This is a genomic window from Pseudomonas sp. C6002, assembly GCF_013385805.1.
Lineage (GTDB): Bacteria > Pseudomonadota > Gammaproteobacteria > Pseudomonadales > Pseudomonadaceae > Aquipseudomonas.
The window spans coordinates 27847-46038 of record NZ_JACAPH010000035.1 but is presented as its reverse complement, the minus strand read 5'-3'; the positions used below and the strand labels follow the sequence as shown (position 1 = coordinate 46038).

The 18192-nt window shown below is 62.9% G+C and carries 13 protein-coding genes and 1 pseudogene; 11 read left to right on the top strand and 3 right to left on the bottom strand.

Annotated elements, in window-relative coordinates:
- Positions 1 to 73: 73 nt before the first annotated feature.
- From HX817_RS26000 to HX817_RS25950, 11 genes and pseudogenes are all read left to right on the top strand, one after another.
- Entirely contained in the window at positions 74 to 355 is a 282-nt protein-coding gene (locus tag HX817_RS26000; RefSeq protein WP_003208024.1) for a peptidylprolyl isomerase, read from the top strand.
- Between the two features lie 140 nt (positions 356 to 495).
- The gene (locus HX817_RS25995) at positions 496 to 2355 is read left to right on the top strand and encodes an extracellular solute-binding protein (RefSeq protein ID WP_177041625.1); all 1860 of its coding nucleotides are present in this window, start codon (positions 496 to 498) and stop codon (positions 2353 to 2355) included.
- Positions 2355 to 3416, top strand: a complete 1062-nt coding sequence (locus HX817_RS25990) for a microcin C ABC transporter permease YejB (RefSeq protein WP_003208021.1) — start codon at positions 2355 to 2357, stop codon at positions 3414 to 3416. The genes HX817_RS25995 and HX817_RS25990 overlap by 1 nt, the downstream gene beginning before the upstream one ends.
- Complete coding sequence (locus tag HX817_RS25985; protein WP_003208019.1) at positions 3416 to 4438, top strand: ABC transporter permease; 1023 nt, start codon at positions 3416 to 3418, stop codon at positions 4436 to 4438. Before HX817_RS25990 ends, HX817_RS25985 begins: the two co-directional genes overlap by 1 nt.
- An 11-nt stretch (positions 4439 to 4449) precedes the next feature.
- Positions 4450 to 6021: an ABC transporter ATP-binding protein gene (locus HX817_RS25980; protein WP_087694187.1), complete on the top strand. Its 1572-nt coding sequence runs from the start codon at positions 4450 to 4452 to the stop codon at positions 6019 to 6021.
- Positions 6018 to 7415: a sigma-54-dependent Fis family transcriptional regulator gene (locus HX817_RS25975; RefSeq protein ID WP_177041623.1), complete on the top strand. Its 1398-nt coding sequence runs from the start codon at positions 6018 to 6020 to the stop codon at positions 7413 to 7415. Before HX817_RS25980 ends, HX817_RS25975 begins: the two co-directional genes overlap by 4 nt.
- 295 nt (positions 7416 to 7710) lie before the next feature.
- Positions 7711 to 9102, top strand: coding sequence for a GntP family permease (locus HX817_RS25970; RefSeq protein WP_102369337.1), 1392 nt, complete (start codon positions 7711 to 7713; stop codon positions 9100 to 9102).
- A 7-nt stretch (positions 9103 to 9109) separates the two neighbouring features.
- The gene (locus HX817_RS25965; protein ID WP_008436986.1) at positions 9110 to 9883 is read left to right on the top strand and encodes a 3-hydroxybutyrate dehydrogenase; all 774 of its coding nucleotides are present in this window, start codon (positions 9110 to 9112) and stop codon (positions 9881 to 9883) included.
- A 169-nt stretch (positions 9884 to 10052) separates the two neighbouring features.
- A complete protein-coding gene (locus HX817_RS25960) occupies positions 10053 to 12011 on the top strand; it encodes an acetoacetate--CoA ligase (RefSeq protein WP_177041621.1) in 1959 nt (652 codons plus the stop codon).
- A 135-nt stretch (positions 12012 to 12146) separates the two neighbouring features.
- Positions 12147 to 14684, top strand: a complete 2538-nt coding sequence (locus HX817_RS25955; RefSeq protein ID WP_023658930.1) for a PAS domain-containing protein — start codon at positions 12147 to 12149, stop codon at positions 14682 to 14684.
- Between the two features lie 27 nt (positions 14685 to 14711).
- Positions 14712 to 15002, top strand: a pseudogene (locus HX817_RS25950) (peptidylprolyl isomerase); the annotation flags it as partial.
- Between the two features lie 116 nt (positions 15003 to 15118).
- Here the strand turns inward: HX817_RS25950 and HX817_RS25945 are convergent.
- The 3 genes from HX817_RS25945 to HX817_RS25935 all read right to left on the bottom strand — a co-directional run bounded on the left by HX817_RS25945 (position 15119) and on the right by HX817_RS25935 (position 18139).
- Positions 15119 to 16027: a sugar kinase gene (locus HX817_RS25945; RefSeq protein ID WP_177041619.1), complete on the bottom strand. Its 909-nt coding sequence runs from the start codon at positions 16025 to 16027 to the stop codon at positions 15119 to 15121.
- A 129-nt stretch (positions 16028 to 16156) separates the two neighbouring features.
- Complete coding sequence (locus HX817_RS25940; protein WP_177041616.1) at positions 16157 to 17365, bottom strand: amino acid deaminase; 1209 nt, start codon at positions 17363 to 17365, stop codon at positions 16157 to 16159.
- Between the two features lie 9 nt (positions 17366 to 17374).
- The gene (locus HX817_RS25935) at positions 17375 to 18139 is read right to left on the bottom strand and encodes an IclR family transcriptional regulator (protein WP_003208002.1); all 765 of its coding nucleotides are present in this window, start codon (positions 18137 to 18139) and stop codon (positions 17375 to 17377) included.
- Positions 18140 to 18192 lie beyond the last annotated feature (53 nt).

The following is an 18192-nucleotide window of genomic DNA, read 5'->3' as shown; positions in this document are numbered from 1 at the left end:
CAGGGGAACTTTGCCAGGAAATAACCACCTGAATCCGGTACGCTCAGCATTTTTACCCAAGGAGATACCCCTCATGGCCAAAGCCACCGCCCGTCACATCCTCGTTGCCACCGAAGACAAGTGCAACGAACTGAAAGCGCAAATCGAAGGCGGCGCCGACTTCGCCGAAGTTGCCAAAGCCAACTCGTCCTGCCCGTCCAGCCGCCAAGGCGGCGACCTGGGTTCGTTCGGCCCGGGCCAAATGGTCAAGGAATTCGACACCGTCGTATTCAGCGCCCCGGTCAACACCGTGCAAGGCCCAGTGAAAACCCAGTTCGGTTATCACCTGCTGGAAGTAACCAGCCGTCAGGACTGATCCAGTCCGCGCTAATGTTTAAAACAACGGCCCGCCCTTTGGTGGGCCGTTGTGCATCTGTGACAGTGTGATGACTGGCGAGGCGTACGCGCATAGCGTACAAATCCCTTTACCTCTTCACCCGGCGCCCAAGGCTGATAATGCGAGTCGCTTTTTCTACCCTGTTTTGCTCCACCCTGGCCCTGTTGCTGGCCAGCACCGCCGTGATCGCCGCGCCGCAATCGGCATTGACCGTGTACGGCGAGCCGGCCAAATACCAACCCGGCTTCACCCATTTCGACTACGCCAACCCCAATGCCCCCAAGGGCGGCAGCCTGCGGCGTTCGGCGATCGAAATCGGGCGCTACGACCATGTACTGCCTTATGGCGACAAAGGCATCGGGGTCAGCCAGGTCGACGGCTGGCTGTATTCGCCCCTGGCCCTGCGTTCGCTGGACGAGCCCTACACGGTCTACGGCCTGGTGGCGGAAAAGATGGAGCGGTCAGACGACGGTCTGTCCCTGCGTTTCTACCTGAACCCCAAGGCGCGTTTCGCCGATGGCCAACCGATCACCGCCGAAGACGTGCGTTACTCCTTTGACCTGCTGATGACCCAGGGCAGCCTGCGCTACCGCACGCTGTTCGCCGACGTCAAACACGTCGAAGTCGAAGGCCCGCGCCAGGTGCGCTTCGATTTCGCAAGCAACGAAAACCGCACCCTGCCCCTGGATGTCGCGACCCTGCCGGTGTTCCCCGAGCATTGGTGGAAGACCCGCAACTTCGCCGACGGCGGCGGCTACGAGATTCCCCTCGGCAGCGGCCCCTACACCATCAGTAAGGTGGATGCCGGCAACACCATCACGTTCAAGCGTGACCCGAACTGGTGGGGCAAGGACCTGCCCATCAGCCGTGGCCTGTACAACTTCGATCACCTGAGCCTGGAATACTTCGGCGACACCGAAGTCGCGCGCCAGGTCCTGCGGGGCGGTGCCTACGACTTCAACCGCGAATTCTCCGCCACCGGCTACTCCATCGGCTACAACGGCCCGGCCCTCGATGATGGCCGCCTGCAACGCGCGCACCTGGCCAAGGAGGCACCGCAGCCGGCCCAGGGCTACGTGTTCAACGTGCAAAAACCGATGTTCAAGGACCGCCGCGTGCGCCAGGCCCTGGCCATGCTGTGGGACTTCGAGTGGGCCAACCGGCAGATGATGCGCAACATGTACATCCGTCAGCAAAGCTTCTTCTCCAACAGCCCGCTGGCGGCGACCCAACTGCCGGACGCCCAGGAACTGGCGATCCTGGAACCTTTGCGCGGGCAGATTCCCGACGAAGTCTTCACCCAGGTGTTCAAGGCCACCACCACCGACGGTACCGGGATGATCCGCGACAAGCAGCTGCAAGCCCTGGCCCTGCTGGAACAGGCCGGCTGGAAGCCCGACGGTGACAAGCTGGTGAATGCCGAGGGCGAGCCGCTGGAGTTCACCTTCCTCAACGCCCAGAACGGCCTTGAGCGCCTGTTGTTGCCGTACAAGCGCAACCTGGCGCAGATCGGCATCACCCTCAACATCCGCCGCATTGACTCCTCGCAATACGTCAACCGCCTGATGGCCCGGGACTACGACATGATCGTCACCGGCTTCCCGGTTACCACTTCGCCGGGGATGGAGCTGTACAACTACTTCGGTTCGGCCGCCGCGTTTGATACCGGCGCCAACAACTACATGGTGCTGAAAGACCCGGCCGTCGACAGCCTGATCAACGGCCTGGTCAAGGCTGATACCCAGTCGCTGATGCTCAGTTACGCCCACGCCCTGGACCGCGTGCTGCAATGGAATTACCTGTGGATCCCCAACTACTACCCGCCGGGCACCTCCGCCGCGTGGTGGAACCGCTTCGGCCGCCCGGCCGTGGAAGCCAAGACCGATGAGGCCCTGGAAACCTGGTGGGAAATCAGCCCCACGCCGCTGACCAATGAACAGATGAAAGCCGAACTGACCAAACGCCCGGGAGCCCGCTGATGTTTGCCTATATCGTGCGGCGCCTGCTGCTGATCATTCCCACCCTGGTGATTATCCTGCTGGTGAATTTCGTTATCGTGCAGGCCGCGCCCGGCGGGCCGGTGGAACAGGCCATCGCCCACCTGCAAGGCATCGGCGGCGGTGGCGTCGGCGGCTCGTCTGCCGAAAGCCTCAGCAGCGGCTCACGGGCCAGCCGTGGCCTGGACCCGAAACTGATCAAGGACATCGAAAAACAATACGGCTTCGACAAGCCCGCGCCGGAACGCCTGTGGCTGATGCTCAAGAGCTACGCCCAGCTGGACTTCGGCAACAGTTTCTTCCGTGGCAAAAGCGTGACCGACCTGATCCTGGAAAAGATGCCGGTGACCATTTCCCTCGGCCTGTGGGCCACCTTGATCACCTACCTGGTGTCGATCCCGCTGGGGATTCGCAAGGCGGTGCGCCATGGCAGCAGTTTTGATGTGTGGAGCAGCACCGCGATCGTGATTGGGTATGCGATGCCGGCGTTCCTGTTTGCGATGTTCCTGATCGTGGTGTTCGCCGGCGGCACCTCGTTGAACTGGTTCCCGGTGCGCGGGCTGGTCTCGGAAAACTTCGACCAGTTGAGCACCGTCGGCAAGATCGCCGATTACTTCTGGCACCTGGTACTGCCGGTCAGCGCCCTGGTGATCGGCGGCTTCGCCACCTTGACCATCCTCACGAAAAACTCGTTCCTCAATGAAATCACCCGCCAGTACGTGGTCACCGCCCGGGCCAAAGGCTTGAGTGAACGCCGGGTGCTTTACGGGCATGTGTTCCGCAATGCCATGCTGTTGGTGATCTCGGGGATTCCCCAGGCATTTATCGCGGTGTTCTTTGCCGGTTCGCTGCTGATCGAGGTGATTTTCTCCCTCGATGGCCTCGGTCGCATGAGCTACGAAGCGGCGGTTTCACGGGACTATCCGGTGGTGTTCGGTTCGTTGTTTATCTTCACGCTGTTTGGCCTTTTGATAAAACTCATCGGTGACCTCTGCTACACCCTGGTGGACCCGCGTATCGACTTCGCCGCGAGGAACGCCTGATGCTCAAGCTCTCTCCCGTGGCCCGGCGGCGCTTTGAACGCTTCAAGAAAAACCGCCGCGGCTGGTGGTCGCTGTGGCTGTTTATCGGCCTGTTTATTCTGACCCTCGGCGGCGAGTTGATCGCCAATGACAAACCCCTGGTGCTCAGCTACCAGAACGAACTGTATTTCCCGGTGTTCAAGCGCTACACCGAGCAGGAGTTCGGCGGGCAACTGCCGTTCCAGGCGGATTACCGCAGTGAATACGTGCAGAACCTGATCAAGAAGGACGGCGGCTGGATGCTGTTCCCGCCAATCCCGTTCAGCGACGACACCCCCAACTATGAGCTGACCCGCCCTGCCCCCAGCCCGCCATCGAGCGTGAACTGGCTGGGCACCGATGACCAATCCCGCGACGTGCTGGCGCGGGTGATCTTCGGCGCCCGGGTGTCGATCCTGTTTGCCCTGGCCCTCACCGCCATCAGCGCCGCCATCGGCATCGCCGCCGGTGCCTTGCAGGGATATTACGGCGGCTGGGTCGACTTGCTCGGGCAACGAATATTGGAAGTGTGGTCCGGGCTGCCGGTGCTGTATCTGTTGATCATCCTGTCAGGCTTTGTCGAACCGAATTTCTGGTGGCTGCTGGGGATCATGGCGCTGTTTTCCTGGCTGGCCCTGGTGGACGTGGTGCGCGCCGAGTTCCTGCGGGGGCGCAACCTGGAGTACGTCAAGGCCGCGCGGGCGTTGGGCCTGGGGGACGGCAAGATCATCCGCCGGCATATCCTGCCGAATGCGATGACCGCCACCCTGAGCTACTTGCCGTTCATTTTGACCGGGGCGATTTCTACCCTGAGCGCCCTGGATTTCCTCGGTTTCGGCATGCCCGCCGGCAGCGCGTCACTGGGTGAGCTGATCGCCCAGGGCAAGCAGAACCTGCAAGCGCCGTGGCTGGGACTGACCGCGTTTTTCACCCTGGCGCTGATCCTGTCGTTGCTGGTGTTTATCGGCGAGGCGTTGCGTGACGCCTTCGACCCACGCTCATGAAGGCCGTTGAGATGACTGAAAACCTGATCGAGATTCGCGACCTGAGTGTCGCCTTCAACGGCCAGACCGTGGTGCGCAAGCTGTGCCTGGACGTGCGCCCCGGCGAGTGCCTGGCGCTGGTGGGCGAGTCGGGTTCGGGCAAATCGGTGACCGCCCATTCGATCCTGCAACTGCTGCCCGAAGCCGGCACCGAAACCACCGGCTCGGTGCGCTATCGCGGCCAGGAACTGCTCGGCGCCTCGCCCGCCACCCTGCAAAAACTGCGGGGCAACCGGATTGCGATGATCTTCCAGGAGCCGATGACGTCCCTGAATCCGCTGCACAGCATCGAGAAGCAGATCGGCGAAACCCTGCTGTTGCACAAGGGCCTGGGCGGCAAACAGGCCCAGGCGCGGATCCTTGAATTGCTCGAACTGGTGGGCATCCAGAAGCCCCGGGAACGCCTCAAGGCCTACCCCCACCAACTCTCCGGCGGCCAGCGCCAGCGGGTGATGATCGCCATGGCCCTGGCCTGTGAACCGGAACTGCTGATTGCCGATGAGCCGACGACTGCACTGGATGTGACGGTGCAGCGCAAGATCCTGCTGCTGCTCAAGTCCCTGCAACAACGCCTGGGCATGTCGCTGCTGCTGATCAGCCACGACCTCAACCTGGTGCGCAGCATTGCCCAGCGGGTGTGCGTGATGAAGGCCGGGGAGATTGTCGAACAGGCGGATTGCGAAACCCTGTTCTGCGCCCCGCAGCACCCTTACAGCCGCCTGCTGCTGGATGCTGAACCGGCAGGCATCGTCTTGAACCACGAGGCGCGGGAGACGGTGTTGCAGGTGGATAACCTGAGTGTGCAGTTCCCGCTGGGTGGCGGGCTGTTCCGGCGCAAGCAGTACCTGCAAGCGGTGGATGGCATCAGCCTGGAGGTACAGCGCGGCAAGACACTGGGGATTGTCGGCGAGTCCGGCTCGGGCAAATCCACCCTGGGCCAGGCGATTCTGCGGCTGCTGGATTCCAGCGGCACGATTCGCTTCCAGGGCGAGGCCCTCGACGGCCTGACGCAAAAGCAGATGCAACCGTGGCGCAAGCAGATGCAGGTGGTGTTCCAGGACCCGTTCGGCAGCCTCAGCCCGCGGATGTCGGTGGCGCAGATCATCAGCGAAGGCCTGGAAGTGCATGCGCCGTGCAGCCTCAAGGACCGCGAAGCCCAAGTGATTCGCGTGCTGGAAGATGTGGGCCTGGACCCTGCCAGCCGCCATCGCTACCCCCATGAATTCTCCGGCGGCCAGCGCCAGCGCATCGCCATCGCCCGTGCGCTAGTGCTCAAGCCGGCGCTGATCCTGCTGGACGAACCCACCTCGGCGCTGGACCGTACCGTGCAGAAACAGGTGGTCGCCCTGCTGCTTGAGCTGCAGGAAAAGTACGGCCTGACGTACCTGTTTATCAGCCATGACCTGGCGGTGGTGCGGGCCCTGGCCCACGACATGATCGTGATCAAGGACGGCAAGGTGGTGGAACGCGGGCCCAGCGATGAAGTGTTTGCCGCGCCTCAACACCCTTACACCCGGGAACTCCTCGCGGCGGCGCACCCATGAGCACCAGTGGCAGCCTCAAGGATTACCAATACGTTCGCGGCCTGGCGATCCAGTCGCTGTTCGAGATCATCGAGCAGTCCAGCGAAGGCACGGTGATTGTCGACGGTGACGCGAACATCGTCTGGATGAACGAGCGCTACGCCAAGCGCTTCGGCCTGAAAAGCGCCGACGAAGCCATCGGGCAACCCTGCGAGCAGGTGATTTCCAACAGCCTGTTGCGCCAGGTGGTGCGTAACGACCAGCCGATATTGCTGGATATTCAGGACACGCCCAAAGGCCCGCTGGTGGTGATGCGCCTGCCGATCCATGACGACGCCGGCAAGGTGATCGGCGCCATCGGGTTTGCGTTGTTTGATGAGCTGCGCAACCTGTCGCCGCTGATCGAGCGTTACCTGAGCATGCAGCGGGAACTGGCTTCCACTCGGTCGCTGCTGAGGTCGCGGCAGAGTAAATACAACTTCGCGCACTTTATCGGCACCAGCGCGGCCAGCCTGGAAGTCAAACGTCGGGCGCGGCGCAGTGCGAGCGCGGAGTCGCCAGTGTTGCTGCTGGGGGAAACCGGGACCGGCAAGGAGCTGCTGGCCCAGGCGATTCACGGTGCATCGCCTCGCGCCCATAAAGCTTTCGTCAGCATCAACAGCGCAGCCATCCCGCATGATTTGCTGGAGGCGGAATTCTTCGGCACCGCGCCCGGCGCATTTACCGGTGCCGACCGCAAGGGCCGACCCGGCAAGTTGCAGATTGCCCAGGGCGGCACGCTGTTTCTGGATGAGATCGGCGACATGCCGCTACCACTGCAAAGCAAATTGCTGCGGGTGTTGCAGGAGAAAGAGTTCGAGCCGGTGGGCTCCAACGAGATGATCCACAGTGATGTGCGGGTGATTGCGGCCACGTCCATGGACCTGGAAGCGGCAATCAAGCGCGGCGAGTTTCGGGCGGACCTGTATTACCGGCTGAATGTGCTGCCGATCCAGGTGCCGCCGTTGCGCGCGCGGCTGGATGATTTGCCGGCGTTGAGCGAGGCGATTCTGGAGGAGTTGCGCAGCCAGCATGAGCTGGACCGCGAGGCCTTGGCGTTATTGGCGCAGCATGCGTGGCCGGGGAATATCCGCGAGTTGCGCAATGTGCTGGAGCGGGCGGCACTGTTGAGTGATGACCTGGTGCTGGATGCCAGTGAAATTCGCGCGGCGATTGGTACGTTCAGCCCGGTTGAGCAGAGTTCGGTAGAGACCGTTGAGGGCGAGAGTTTCAGCGCGGCCCGGGAGCGGTTTGATCGGCAGGTGATTGGGGCGGCGTTGAAGCACTGTGAGGGGAATGTGGTGGAGGCGGCGAAGCGGCTGGGGCTGGGTCGGTCGACCTTGTACAAGAAAATGGTTGCCTTGGGCATCGCCTAGTCTCCAAAAAGAGACACAATTCCAAATACAGAGAAAATCCCATGTGGGAGCGGGCTTGCTCGCGAATGCGGTGTGTCAGTGCCTGAATTACTGCCTGATACACCGCATTCGCGAGCAAGCCCGCTCCCACATTTGATCTCCAACAGTCTCAAATTCGGGACAAAACTTGAGAACGCTCTCACAGATCAAGAATTTATCTATATATTTCAACAGGTTAATAACTTGGCACACATCTCGCTATAGCCCTCCCCACCGCCTCACCCCCACAAAAATAACAATCAGATGGAGACACACCATGAGTGTGATCATTGCCCTCGCCGCCCTGGCGCTGCTGATGCTGGCCGCCTACCGTGGCTACAGCGTCATCCTGTTCGCCCCCATCGCCGCCCTCGGCGCCGTGCTGCTCACCGACCCTTCCGCCGTCGCTCCCGCGTTCACCGGGGTGTTCATGGAGAAAATGGTCGGCTTCCTCAAGCTGTATTTCCCGGTATTCCTGCTCGGTGCGGTGTTCGGCAAGCTGATTGAAATCTCCGGCTTCTCGCGCTCCATCGTCGCCGCCGCGATCCAGTTGCTCGGCACCCGCCAGGCGATGCTGGTGATCGTGCTGGTGTGCGCCCTGCTGACTTACGGCGGCGTGTCGCTGTTCGTGGTGGTGTTCGCGGTGTACCCGTTTGCCGCCGAGATGTTCCGCCAGAGCAATATCCCCAAGCGCCTGCTGCCGGCGACCATCGCCCTCGGCGCGTTCTCGTTCACCATGGACGCCCTGCCCGGCACGCCGCAGATCCAGAACATCATCCCCAGCACCTTCTTCAACACCACCGCCTGGGCCGCGCCGTGGCTGGGGCTGATCGGCACCATCTTCGTGTTCTGCGCCGGCATGCTGTACCTGGCCCGCCAGCGCAACAAGGCCCAGCGCGCCGGTGAAGGCTATGGGACCGAGCTGCGCAACGAGCCGGAAACCGCCGAAGACATCAAGCTGCCCAATCCTTGGATCGCGCTGTCGCCGCTGTTGCTGGTGGGCATCATGAACCTGCTGTTCACCCACTGGATTCCGCTGTGGTACGGCAAGACCCACACCCTCAGCCTGCCGGGCATGAGCGCGCCGGTGCAGACCGAAGTCGCCAAGCTCACGGCAATCTGGGCGGTGCAGGCGGCGTTGCTGGTGGGGATTATCGTGGTGCTGGTGTTCGGCTTCTCGGCGATTCGCAGCAAGCTCGCCGAGGGCAGCAAGAGTGCCGTCAGCGGCGCGCTGCTGGCGGCGATGAACACCGCTTCGGAATACGGTTTTGGTGCGGTGATCGCCTCGCTGCCGGGCTTCCTGGTGCTGGCGGACTGGCTCAAGGGCATTCCCAACCCACTGGTCAACGAAGCGATTACCGTGACCCTGCTGGCCGGCATCACCGGTTCCGCCTCGGGCGGCATGAGCATCGCGCTGGCGGCCATGTCGGAGAGCTTTATTTCAGCGGCCCATGCGGCCAATATCCCCCTTGAAGTACTGCACCGGGTCGCGGCCATGGCCAGCGGCGGCATGGACACCCTGCCCCACAACGGCGCCGTGATCACGCTGCTGGCGGTCACCGGGCTGACCCACCGCGAAGCCTATAAAGATATTTTCGGCATCACGATCATCAAGACCCTCGCGGTGTTCGTGGTGATTGGTACTTTCTACGCCACCGGCATTGTGTGAGGTTGATATGACGACATTGAACGGCAAGACCGCCCTGGTCACCGGTTCCACCAGCGGCATCGGCCTGGGCATTGCCCTGAGCCTGGCCAAGGCCGGCGCCAACCTGATCCTCAACGGCTTCGGCGATGCCAGCGCGGTGATCGCCCAGGTGCAGGCCTTCGGCGGCAAGGTCGGGCATCATCCAGCCGACGTCAGCGACCCGGCGCAGATCGCCGAGATGATCGCCTACGCCGAGCGCGAGTTTGGCGGCATCGACATTCTGGTGAACAACGCCGGGATCCAGCATGTGGCGCCGGTGGACGAATTCCCGGTGGAGCGCTGGGATTCGATCATTGCGATCAACCTGTCGTCGGTGTTCCACAGCACGCGTTTGAGCCTGCCGGGCATGAAAGCCAAGGGTTGGGGGCGGATCGTCAATATCGCCTCGGTGCATGGGCTGGTGGGTTCGGTGGGCAAGGCGGCTTACGTCGCTGCCAAGCACGGGGTGATCGGGCTGACCAAGGTGGTGGGCCTGGAGACCGCCCAGAGTAATGTCACCTGCAATGCCATCTGCCCGGGCTGGGTGCTGACGCCGCTGGTGCAGAAGCAGATTGATGACCGCATTGCCAGCGGGGTTGACCCGCAGCAGGCGCAGCAGGATTTGCTGGCGGAGAAGCAGCCGTCGCTGGAGTTCGTGACACCGCCGCAATTGGGGGAGCTGGTGCTGTTCCTGTGCAGCGAAGCCGGCAGCCAGGTGCGGGGCGCGGCATGGAATATCGACGGTGGCTGGCTGGCCCAGTAAACGACGATTCCCAAGACACCGCAGCTCAAATGTGGGAGCGGGCTTGCTCGCGAATGCGGTGTGTCAGTGCCTGAATTACTGCCTGATACACCGCATTCGCGAGCAAGCCCGCTCCCACATTTTGATCGGTTTCGTTAGATAGATCAGATAATAAAAAAGAGATTTCCTTATGTCCGAAATACTCTGGCAACCCTCCCCCGAACGCATCCACAACACCCGGATGGATCAGTTCCGGCGCTTCATCAATGATCGCCATGCCTTGCAGATCGGCGACTACCCGGCCCTGCACCAGTGGAGCATCGACCAGCGCCCGGACTTCTGGCAGTCGATTGTCGAGTTTTTTGAGGTGCAGTTCCGCACGCCGCCCAGCGCGGTGCTGATCGAAGACGCCGAGATGCCCAGCGCCCAGTGGTTTCCCGGCGCTACCCTGAACTTTGCCGAACACCTGCTGCGCCGCCGCGACGATCACCCCGCCGTGGTCGCGATCAGCGAAGACGGCCAGCGCGAGCAACTTACCTACGCCGAACTGGCCCGCCATGTCGCCGGCCTGCAACGCAGCCTGCGGGCGGCCGGCGTGGGCGTAGGGGACCGGGTGGCCGCGTGCATGCCCAACACCTGGCAAACCCTGGTAGGCATGCTCGCCACCACCAGCCTCGGCGCCATCTGGTCGTGCTCCTCGCCGGACTTCGGCACCCAGGGCGTGATCGACCGCTTCGGCCAGATCGAACCCAAGGTGCTGATCACCTGCGCCGGTTACCGCTACGCCGGCAAGGTCATCGACCAAAGCAGCAAGCTCAATGAAATCCTCGAACGGCTGCCGTCCCTGCAACAACTGATCATCGTGCCGTATGCCCGCCCGCAAGCCCGGCCCGAGGAGTATCAGACCCGGGCCCACGTCGCGCTCTGGGACGACTTCTACAGCCCCGGCGGCGAGCCCGATTTCGTCGCCGTGCCCTTCGATCAGCCGCTGTACATCCTCTATTCCAGCGGCACCACCGGCGTGCCCAAGTGCATCATCCACGGCACCGGCGGCGTGCTGCTCACCCACCTCAAGGAGCACGGCCTGCACGCCGACCTGTCGCGGGACGACTGCCTGTTCTACTACACCACCTGCGGCTGGATGATGTGGAACTGGCTGGTATCGGTACTGGCCATCGGCGCCACGGCGGTGCTGTATGACGGCTCGCCGTTTCACCCCGGGCCGGAACGCCTGATGGACCTGATCGACCAGGAAAAAATCAGCGTGTTCGGCACCAGCCCCAAGTTCCTCGCCACCCTGGAGAAAGCCGGGCTGCAACCGCGGCTGAGCCATGACCTGGGCAGCCTCAAGGGCCTGATTTCTACCGGCTCGCCGCTGTCGCCCCAGAGCTACGACTACGTGTACCGCGAGATCAAGCCCGAGCTGTGCCTGTCGTCGATGTCGGGCGGCACCGACATCGTGTCCTGCTTCGTGATCGGCAACCCGGTGCTGCCGGTGCGCCGTGGCGAGATGCAGTGCAAGAGCCTGGCAATGGCTGTCGAAGTGTGGGACGACCAGGGCCACCCGCTGGTGGGCGAAAAAGGCGAACTGGTGTGCACCCGGCACTTCCCGGCAATGCCCATCGGCCTGTGGAATGACCCGCACCAGGAAAAACTGCGGGCCTCGTATTTCAGCCAGTTCCCGGGCGTGTGGGCCCAGGGCGACTACGCCGAACAGCGACCCAATGGCAGCTTGCTGATCCATGGCCGCTCGGACGCCGTGCTCAACCCCGGCGGCGTGCGCATCGGCACCGCAGAGATCTATCGCCAGGTGGAAAAAGTGCCTCAGGTCCTGGAAAGCCTGGCCATCGGCCAACGCTGGCAGGATGACGTGCGGGTGGTGCTGTTTGTGCGCCTCAACGATGGCATCGAACTGGACGACGGCCTGGAGCAGCAGATCCGCCAGGTGATCCGCGCCAACACCACGCCGCGCCACGTGCCGGCGAAGATTCTCGCGGTGACGGATATCCCGCGCACCATCAGCGGCAAGATCGTCGAGCTGGCGGTGCGCAACGTGGTGCATGGCGAGGCGGTGAAGAACACCGACGCACTGGCCAACCCCGAGGCGCTGGAGCAATTTCGTGATCGCCGGGAGCTGGCAGAAAGATGAAACGTTTTAGCCTTTAAGCACTCATTTGAAGACAAACCCCTCAAGCATGCTATTTTTCGAGGGTGGAAAGCCGATCACTCCTCACGGGATAATCGGCTTTTGTCATTCTTCAAGCGTTACGCGCAGGGCATTTTCATGAACGTATCACCCACCGGCAGCGAGGCCGCAGCACTGATTGCGCGGCTGGACTGGGCACGAAGCCCCCTCGGTGACGCCATTGATTGGCCGCAAAGCCTTCGTACAGCCGTGGACATCGTGATCCATTCACCGATGCCGATGCTGTTGCTGTGGGGCGCCGAACTCACCCAGATCTACAACGATGGCTTCGCGATGCTGGCGGGCAACAAGCATCCGGCAGCCTTCGGCCAACCGGCTGACCTGATCTGGCCTGAGCTCAAGCCGTTTACCGACCCGATCTACAGCGCCGTCCTCATGGGCCAGGTGCGCACCTTCACCGAGCAGCGTTTCGTCCTGCAGCGCAACGACCGCGACACCGAGATCTGGCTCGACCTGACCTACAGCCCGATCCGCGACGAGCGTGGCGAGGTCGCCGGGATCCTGATTACCGCCATCGAAACCAACGAGCGCCGGCGCATCGCCCTGGAACTGCAGCAGCGCACCGAAAACAGCCTCAAGGCCCAGCGCAACACCGAGCAGCGCCTGCAGTTGGCCCTGGCCGCCACCGATGCCGTGGGCACCTGGGACTGGGATATCGGCGAAGACCGCTTTATCGCCGACGCCCATTTCGCCCAATTGCACGGTGTTGACCCGTGCGACGCCGACCTGCTGCCCATCAGCGACTACCTGCAAGGCGTGCACCCCGAAGACCGTGGCATGGTGGCCCGCAGCATCAAGCACTGCATCACCCACGGCACCGAGTACGCCGAGGAATACCGCCTGCAGCGCGCCGACGGCGAAGTGCGCTGGGTGTTTGCCCGGGGCCGCTGCTACAAGGACCACCATGGCCGACCGGCGCGTTTTCTCGGCGCCGCCCTCGACCTGACCGAGCGCAAGCACACCGAACAGGCCCTGCGCCAAAGCCAGACCGAGCTGCAACTGATCATCAACGCCATGCCGGTGTTGATCGGTTATGTCGACCACGAGCAGCGTTTTCGCCTGAACAACAGTGCCTATCTGGAATGGTACGGCATGACCCCGCAGGAGTTGTACGGCAAGAGCATCCGCGAAGTCGTGGGCGACGAAATCTATGCCGGGCGCGTCGACAAGATCGAGGCGGCGCTCAAGGGCAAGGCCTGCAGTTTCGTTACCGTCACCCCGCACCATGACGGGCGGCCACGCCACGCGCTGATGAAGTACCTGCCGCGTTTCAGCGCTGACGGTTCAGTCAACGGTTTCTATATTTTTGTGATCGACGAGACCGAGCGCAAACTTACCGAAGAAGCCCTGCGCCACCTCAACGAAAACCTCGAAGAGCGCGTCAGCCAGCGCACCCAGGCCCTGGCCGAAGCCAACCAGCGCCTGCAAAACGAGATGTTCGAGCGCGAGCGTGCCGAAGACGCCCTGCGCCATGCCCAGAAGATGGAAGCGGTCGGCCAGCTCACCGGCGGCATCGCCCATGACTTCAACAACATGCTCACCGGGATCATCGGCAGCCTGGACCTGATGCAACGCTATATCGCCGCCGGGCGCAGCGACGAGATCGGCCGTTTCACCGACGCCGCCGTATCCTCGGCTCATCGCGCCGCTGCGCTGACCCATCGCCTGCTGGCCTTCTCCCGTCGCCAATCCCTGGACCGCAAGCCGGTCGACCCGAATCAATTGGTGGCGTCCCTGGAAGACCTGTTCCGCCGCACCAAGGGCGCGCACATCGAACTCAAGGTGCAACTGGGCACCGACGTGTGGCCGGTGAACACCGACGCCAGCCAGCTGGAAAACGCTCTGCTCAACCTGGTGATCAACGCCCGCGATGCGATGCCCGACGGTGGGCAATTGTGCATCGAGACCGCCAACAGCTACCTCGACGGCACCGACATCACCACCCTGGAACCGGTCAAGGCCGGCGACTATGTGATGCTCGGCGTGAGCGACAACGGCGCCGGCATGACCGCGAAAATCCTCGCCAAGGCCTTCGACCCGTTCTTCACCACCAAGCCCATCGGCCAGGGTACTGGGCTTGGGCTGTCGATGATCTATGGGTTTGCACAGCAATCCGGCGGCCACGTGACCATCCAAAGCGAACCGGGCCAGGGCACCTGCGTGCGCCTGTACCTGCCGCGCCTGCATGGCACGGCACTGGAGCGGACCACACCCGCTACCCAGGGCGAAGCCCCGGTGGCGCTGGAAGGCGAAGCCGTGGTGGTGGTCGAGGACGACCCGGCAGTGCGGATGCTGGTGGTGAATGTGCTGGATGAACTGGGCTACACCGCACACCAGGCGGCGGATGCACGGGCGGCGCTGCCGTTGCTGGAGTCCGACTTGCGCGTGGATTTGCTGGTGACTGATGTGGGCTTGCCGGGGATGAACGGCAGGCAACTGGCGGAAATCGCCCGGCAACACCGGCCGGACCTGAAGGTGCTGTTCATGACCGGTTACGCCGAGAAAGCCGCCGAGCGCCAGGGGTTCCTGGAGGAAGGCATGGACATGGTGGCCAAGCCGTTTTCGATTGACCTGCTGGCCAACAAAATCCGCAGCATGATCAGCTCAGAGGCCTGACTTCAGGCATAATCGCGCGCCGTTTCACATCAGGACCGATCAATGAAAGCCCAAGCCCGTCACATTCTGGTGAAAACCAGTGAGGAAGCCGAACAGCTCAAGCAGCGTATTGCCAAGGGCGAAGCGTTTGATGTGTTGGCCAAGAAGTACTCCACCTGCCCTTCCGCCAAGCGCGGCGGTGATTTGGGTGAAGTGCGGCCGGGGCAGATGGTGGGGGTGATTGATGCGGTGATCTTCAAGAAGCCCGTGAAGGTGGTTCATGGGCCGATCAAGAGCAAGTTCGGGTATCACCTGGTGCAAGTGTTTTACCGCGATTGATGGCTGATCGTTCCCACGCTCCGCGTGGGAATGCCTCACCTGACGCTCTGCGTCCGCTCTTGGGACGCAGAGCGTCCCTGGCTGCATTCCCACGCGGAGCGTGGGAACGATCAGCGTTAGTCTCGGGGAATGAGTGCACCTGGCACCTGAATCACCCGGCTCGCCAGCCGATGCCCGGCCAGTGCTGCATCCTGCGGCGAGCCGCCCTTGAGCCGACTGGCCAGGTACGCCGCACTGAACGAATCCCCCGCCGCCGTAGTGTCGACCACCTTCTCCACCACCAGCGCCGGCACCTCGAACCGCTCATCCTCCCAGCGAATCAAACACGCATCCGCCCCGCGCTTGAGCACCACCTCGGCAATCGTCGGGTACGCCGCAAACACCTGCTCGCTGTCTTCATAGCCGAACAACGCCCGCTCGTCATCCTCGGTCAGCAAGGCGATATCCACCTCGGCCAACACCGCGTGATACGCCGCGCGTGCGGCGTCCACGCTGGCCCACAGGCGTGGCCGGTAGTTGTTGTCGAACACCACCTTGCCGCCGCGCTTGCGGGTTTCGACCAGGGTTTCCAGCAGGCGTGCACGGCCCACTTCGCCCAGCACCGCCAGGGTGATGCCGCTGAAATACACCACGTCGTACGTCGGCAACGCTGCCAGGATCGGCTCGGCCGCCGGTGTGGTGAAGCAGTCGCGCACGGCCGCTTCATTGCGCCAGTAGAGGAATTTGCGCTCGCCGTTGGCATTGGTCTGGATGCAGTACAAACCCGGCAGGCGCCCGGGTAGGCGCTGGACCATGCCCAGGCCCAGGCCTTCTTCGGCCCAGTGCTTGCACATGGCATCGCTGAAGCTGTCATCGCCCAGGGCGGTGACGTAGTCGACGGTGCTCGGTTCACCCAGTTCGCGGCGCAGGTAGACGGCGGCGTTCAGGGTGTCGCCGCCGAAGCTTTGTTGCAGGCTGCCGTCGGCGCGGTGTTGCAGTTCGATCATGCATTCGCCGATGAGGGCGATGCGGGGTTTTGTGTTCATGCCTGGGGTCTCTCGATGTACTGGAGGGCCTCTTCGCGAGCAAGCCCGCTCCCACATTTGAATGCATTTCAACTGAAGGAACTCGGTCGAATGTGGGAGCGGGCTTGCTCGCGAAAGGCGCGACTCGGTCTAGAAGCAGGTATGCAGGCTTTCGATCACCTGCAACTGCTCATCCACCAGATTACCCACTTGCCACTTGTCGAAGGTCAGGCACGGGTGGGATGTGCCGAAGGAGATGATGTCGCCAATGCGCAGCTCAACCCCCGGTGCGACGACCATGAACGCATGCTGGTCCATCACGGCGGTGACCTTGCACGCGGTCACGTCATCACCCTCGGCTGGCAGCACGCCAGCCTTGTAGCGCTTGAGCGGCACCGGCAGGCCGGCGTCGTAGGCGACGTCGCGCTTGCCCAGGGCGATCACCGCGAAGCCCGGCTCCGGCAGCGACTGCACATGGGCCCAGACTTCCAGCGCCGGGCGCAGGCCTTCGTTGAGGTCGCTGCGACGGTCGAGTACGCAGCACTGCGCGTCTTTGTAGATGCCGTGGTCGTGAGCCACGTAGCTACCCGGGCGCAATACGCTGAGGAAACGGCCAGCGGCGTTCTGGGCTTCGAAGGATTCGGCAATCAGGTCGTACCAGGCCGAACCCGAGGCGGTAATGATGGGCTTGGCCAGGTCGAAGGCGCCGCTGTTTTGCAGGTCGACGGCCAGGCGTACCAGGGAGGCGGCGAATTCGCGGATGCCACTGATGGCGTGCTCGCCATGGATCACCCCTTCGTAGCCTTCGATGCCGGTGAGGGCCAGCGCAGGCTGGGCCTTGATCGCCTTGGCCAGGTCGAGCACCTGTTGTTCGGTGCGGCAACCGCAACGCCCGCCGACCACGCCGTATTCGATCATCACGTTCAAGCGCAGGCCACGGGCGGCGAAGAACAGGCCCAGGTCGGCGACGTTGTCCGGGTGGTCGACCATGCAGTGGAAGTCGAATTCGGGGTCGGCCAGCAGGTCGGCGATCAGCGCCATGTTCGGCGCGCCCACCAGTTGGTTGGCCATCAACACCCGGCGAACCCCACCGGCGTACGCAGCGCGGGTCTGCACGGCGTTGGCCAGGGTGATGCCCCAGGCGCCCTGCTCGATCTGCCGCTGGAACAGCGTGGGCATCATGCTGGTCTTGCCGTGAGGCGCCAATTGCGCACCGCTGTTGCTGACGAAATCCTGCATCCAGCGGATGTTGTGTTCCAGGGCGTCACGGTGCAACACCAGGGCTGGCAGGCTGACGTCACGGACCAGATGTGCACCGATGGCGGCGGTGCCTTTTTCAACGGCATTGAAGGCAGACATAAGGGTTTCCTATTCGTTGATGCGACGGGCCAGGTTGTTCGCACTGTCGATCAGCACCCGGCGGTAGTCGTTGTAGTTTTTGATCGCATCGGCCCGTGGGGCAACGATGCACAGGGTCGCAATGCTGATGCCTTGGGCGTCCCGAACCGGGGCGGCAAAGCAGTGGGTAAAGGTGTCGGCGACACTGTCGAAAGAGAAGAATCCGTCGAGGGTAGCCTGACGGATTTGCCCGAGGAAGGTTTCCAGAGGCAGGCGCTGACCGTCCGGGAGGATGAAGTCGTCGTAGTCGATCAGGTCGATGATTTGCTGGTCGCTCAGGTGGCCCAGCAGCAGGCGGCCGGAGGCGGTCCAGGGGATCGGCGCGTTCTCGCCGATGTCTGAGGAAATGCGGAAATGCCGCTCGCCTTCGCGCATCAGGGCCACGGTGTATTTGCGGCCATTGAGCAGGCACATCTGGGCGGTTTCGTGGGTTTGGCTGACGATTTCCTGCAGGGCGTGGTCGGCTTCGCGGGTCAGGTCGAAATGGCGCAGGTGGGCCTGGCCGAGGAAGTACAGCTGACGGCCGAGGTAGACGTGACCGTCCTTGCCGACGGTTTCGAGGATGCGCCGTTCCAGCAGCGAGGCCACCAGTTCGTAGACCGTGGATTTGGGGCTGCCGATGCCGCTGGCGATGTCATTCGGGCGCAGGGGCTGGCCGATTTCCTTGAGGAAATCGAGGATATCGAACGCCCGGTCGAGGCCTTTGGCGCGGCGTTTGATGGTGTCTTCGGTCATGGCAGTCGTCGGTCCCGTTTGAAGATGTAGCTATCAACACAGATCCCCTGTGG

Excerpts from the sequence above, each read along its gene's own strand:
- HX817_RS26000 (WP_003208024.1), top strand. The coding sequence starts at position 74 with ATGGCCAAAGCCACCGCCCGTCACATCCTCGTTGCCACCGAAGACAAG.
- HX817_RS25995 (WP_177041625.1), top strand. The coding sequence starts at position 496 with ATGCGAGTCGCTTTTTCTACCCTGTTTTGCTCCACCCTGGCCCTGTTG.
- HX817_RS25990 (WP_003208021.1), top strand. The coding sequence starts at position 2,355 with ATGTTTGCCTATATCGTGCGGCGCCTGCTGCTGATCATTCCCACCCTG.
- HX817_RS25985 (WP_003208019.1), top strand. The coding sequence starts at position 3,416 with ATGCTCAAGCTCTCTCCCGTGGCCCGGCGGCGCTTTGAACGCTTCAAG.
- HX817_RS25980 (WP_087694187.1), top strand. The coding sequence starts at position 4,450 with ATGACTGAAAACCTGATCGAGATTCGCGACCTGAGTGTCGCCTTCAAC.
- HX817_RS25975 (WP_177041623.1), top strand. The coding sequence starts at position 6,018 with ATGAGCACCAGTGGCAGCCTCAAGGATTACCAATACGTTCGCGGCCTG.
- HX817_RS25970 (WP_102369337.1), top strand. The coding sequence starts at position 7,711 with ATGAGTGTGATCATTGCCCTCGCCGCCCTGGCGCTGCTGATGCTGGCC.
- HX817_RS25965 (WP_008436986.1), top strand. The coding sequence starts at position 9,110 with ATGACGACATTGAACGGCAAGACCGCCCTGGTCACCGGTTCCACCAGC.
- HX817_RS25960 (WP_177041621.1), top strand. The coding sequence starts at position 10,053 with ATGTCCGAAATACTCTGGCAACCCTCCCCCGAACGCATCCACAACACC.
- HX817_RS25955 (WP_023658930.1), top strand. The coding sequence starts at position 12,147 with ATGAACGTATCACCCACCGGCAGCGAGGCCGCAGCACTGATTGCGCGG.
- HX817_RS25945 (WP_177041619.1), bottom strand. The coding sequence starts at position 16,027 with ATGAACACAAAACCCCGCATCGCCCTCATCGGCGAATGCATGATCGAA.
- HX817_RS25940 (WP_177041616.1), bottom strand. The coding sequence starts at position 17,365 with ATGTCTGCCTTCAATGCCGTTGAAAAAGGCACCGCCGCCATCGGTGCA.
- HX817_RS25935 (WP_003208002.1), bottom strand. The coding sequence starts at position 18,139 with ATGACCGAAGACACCATCAAACGCCGCGCCAAAGGCCTCGACCGGGCG.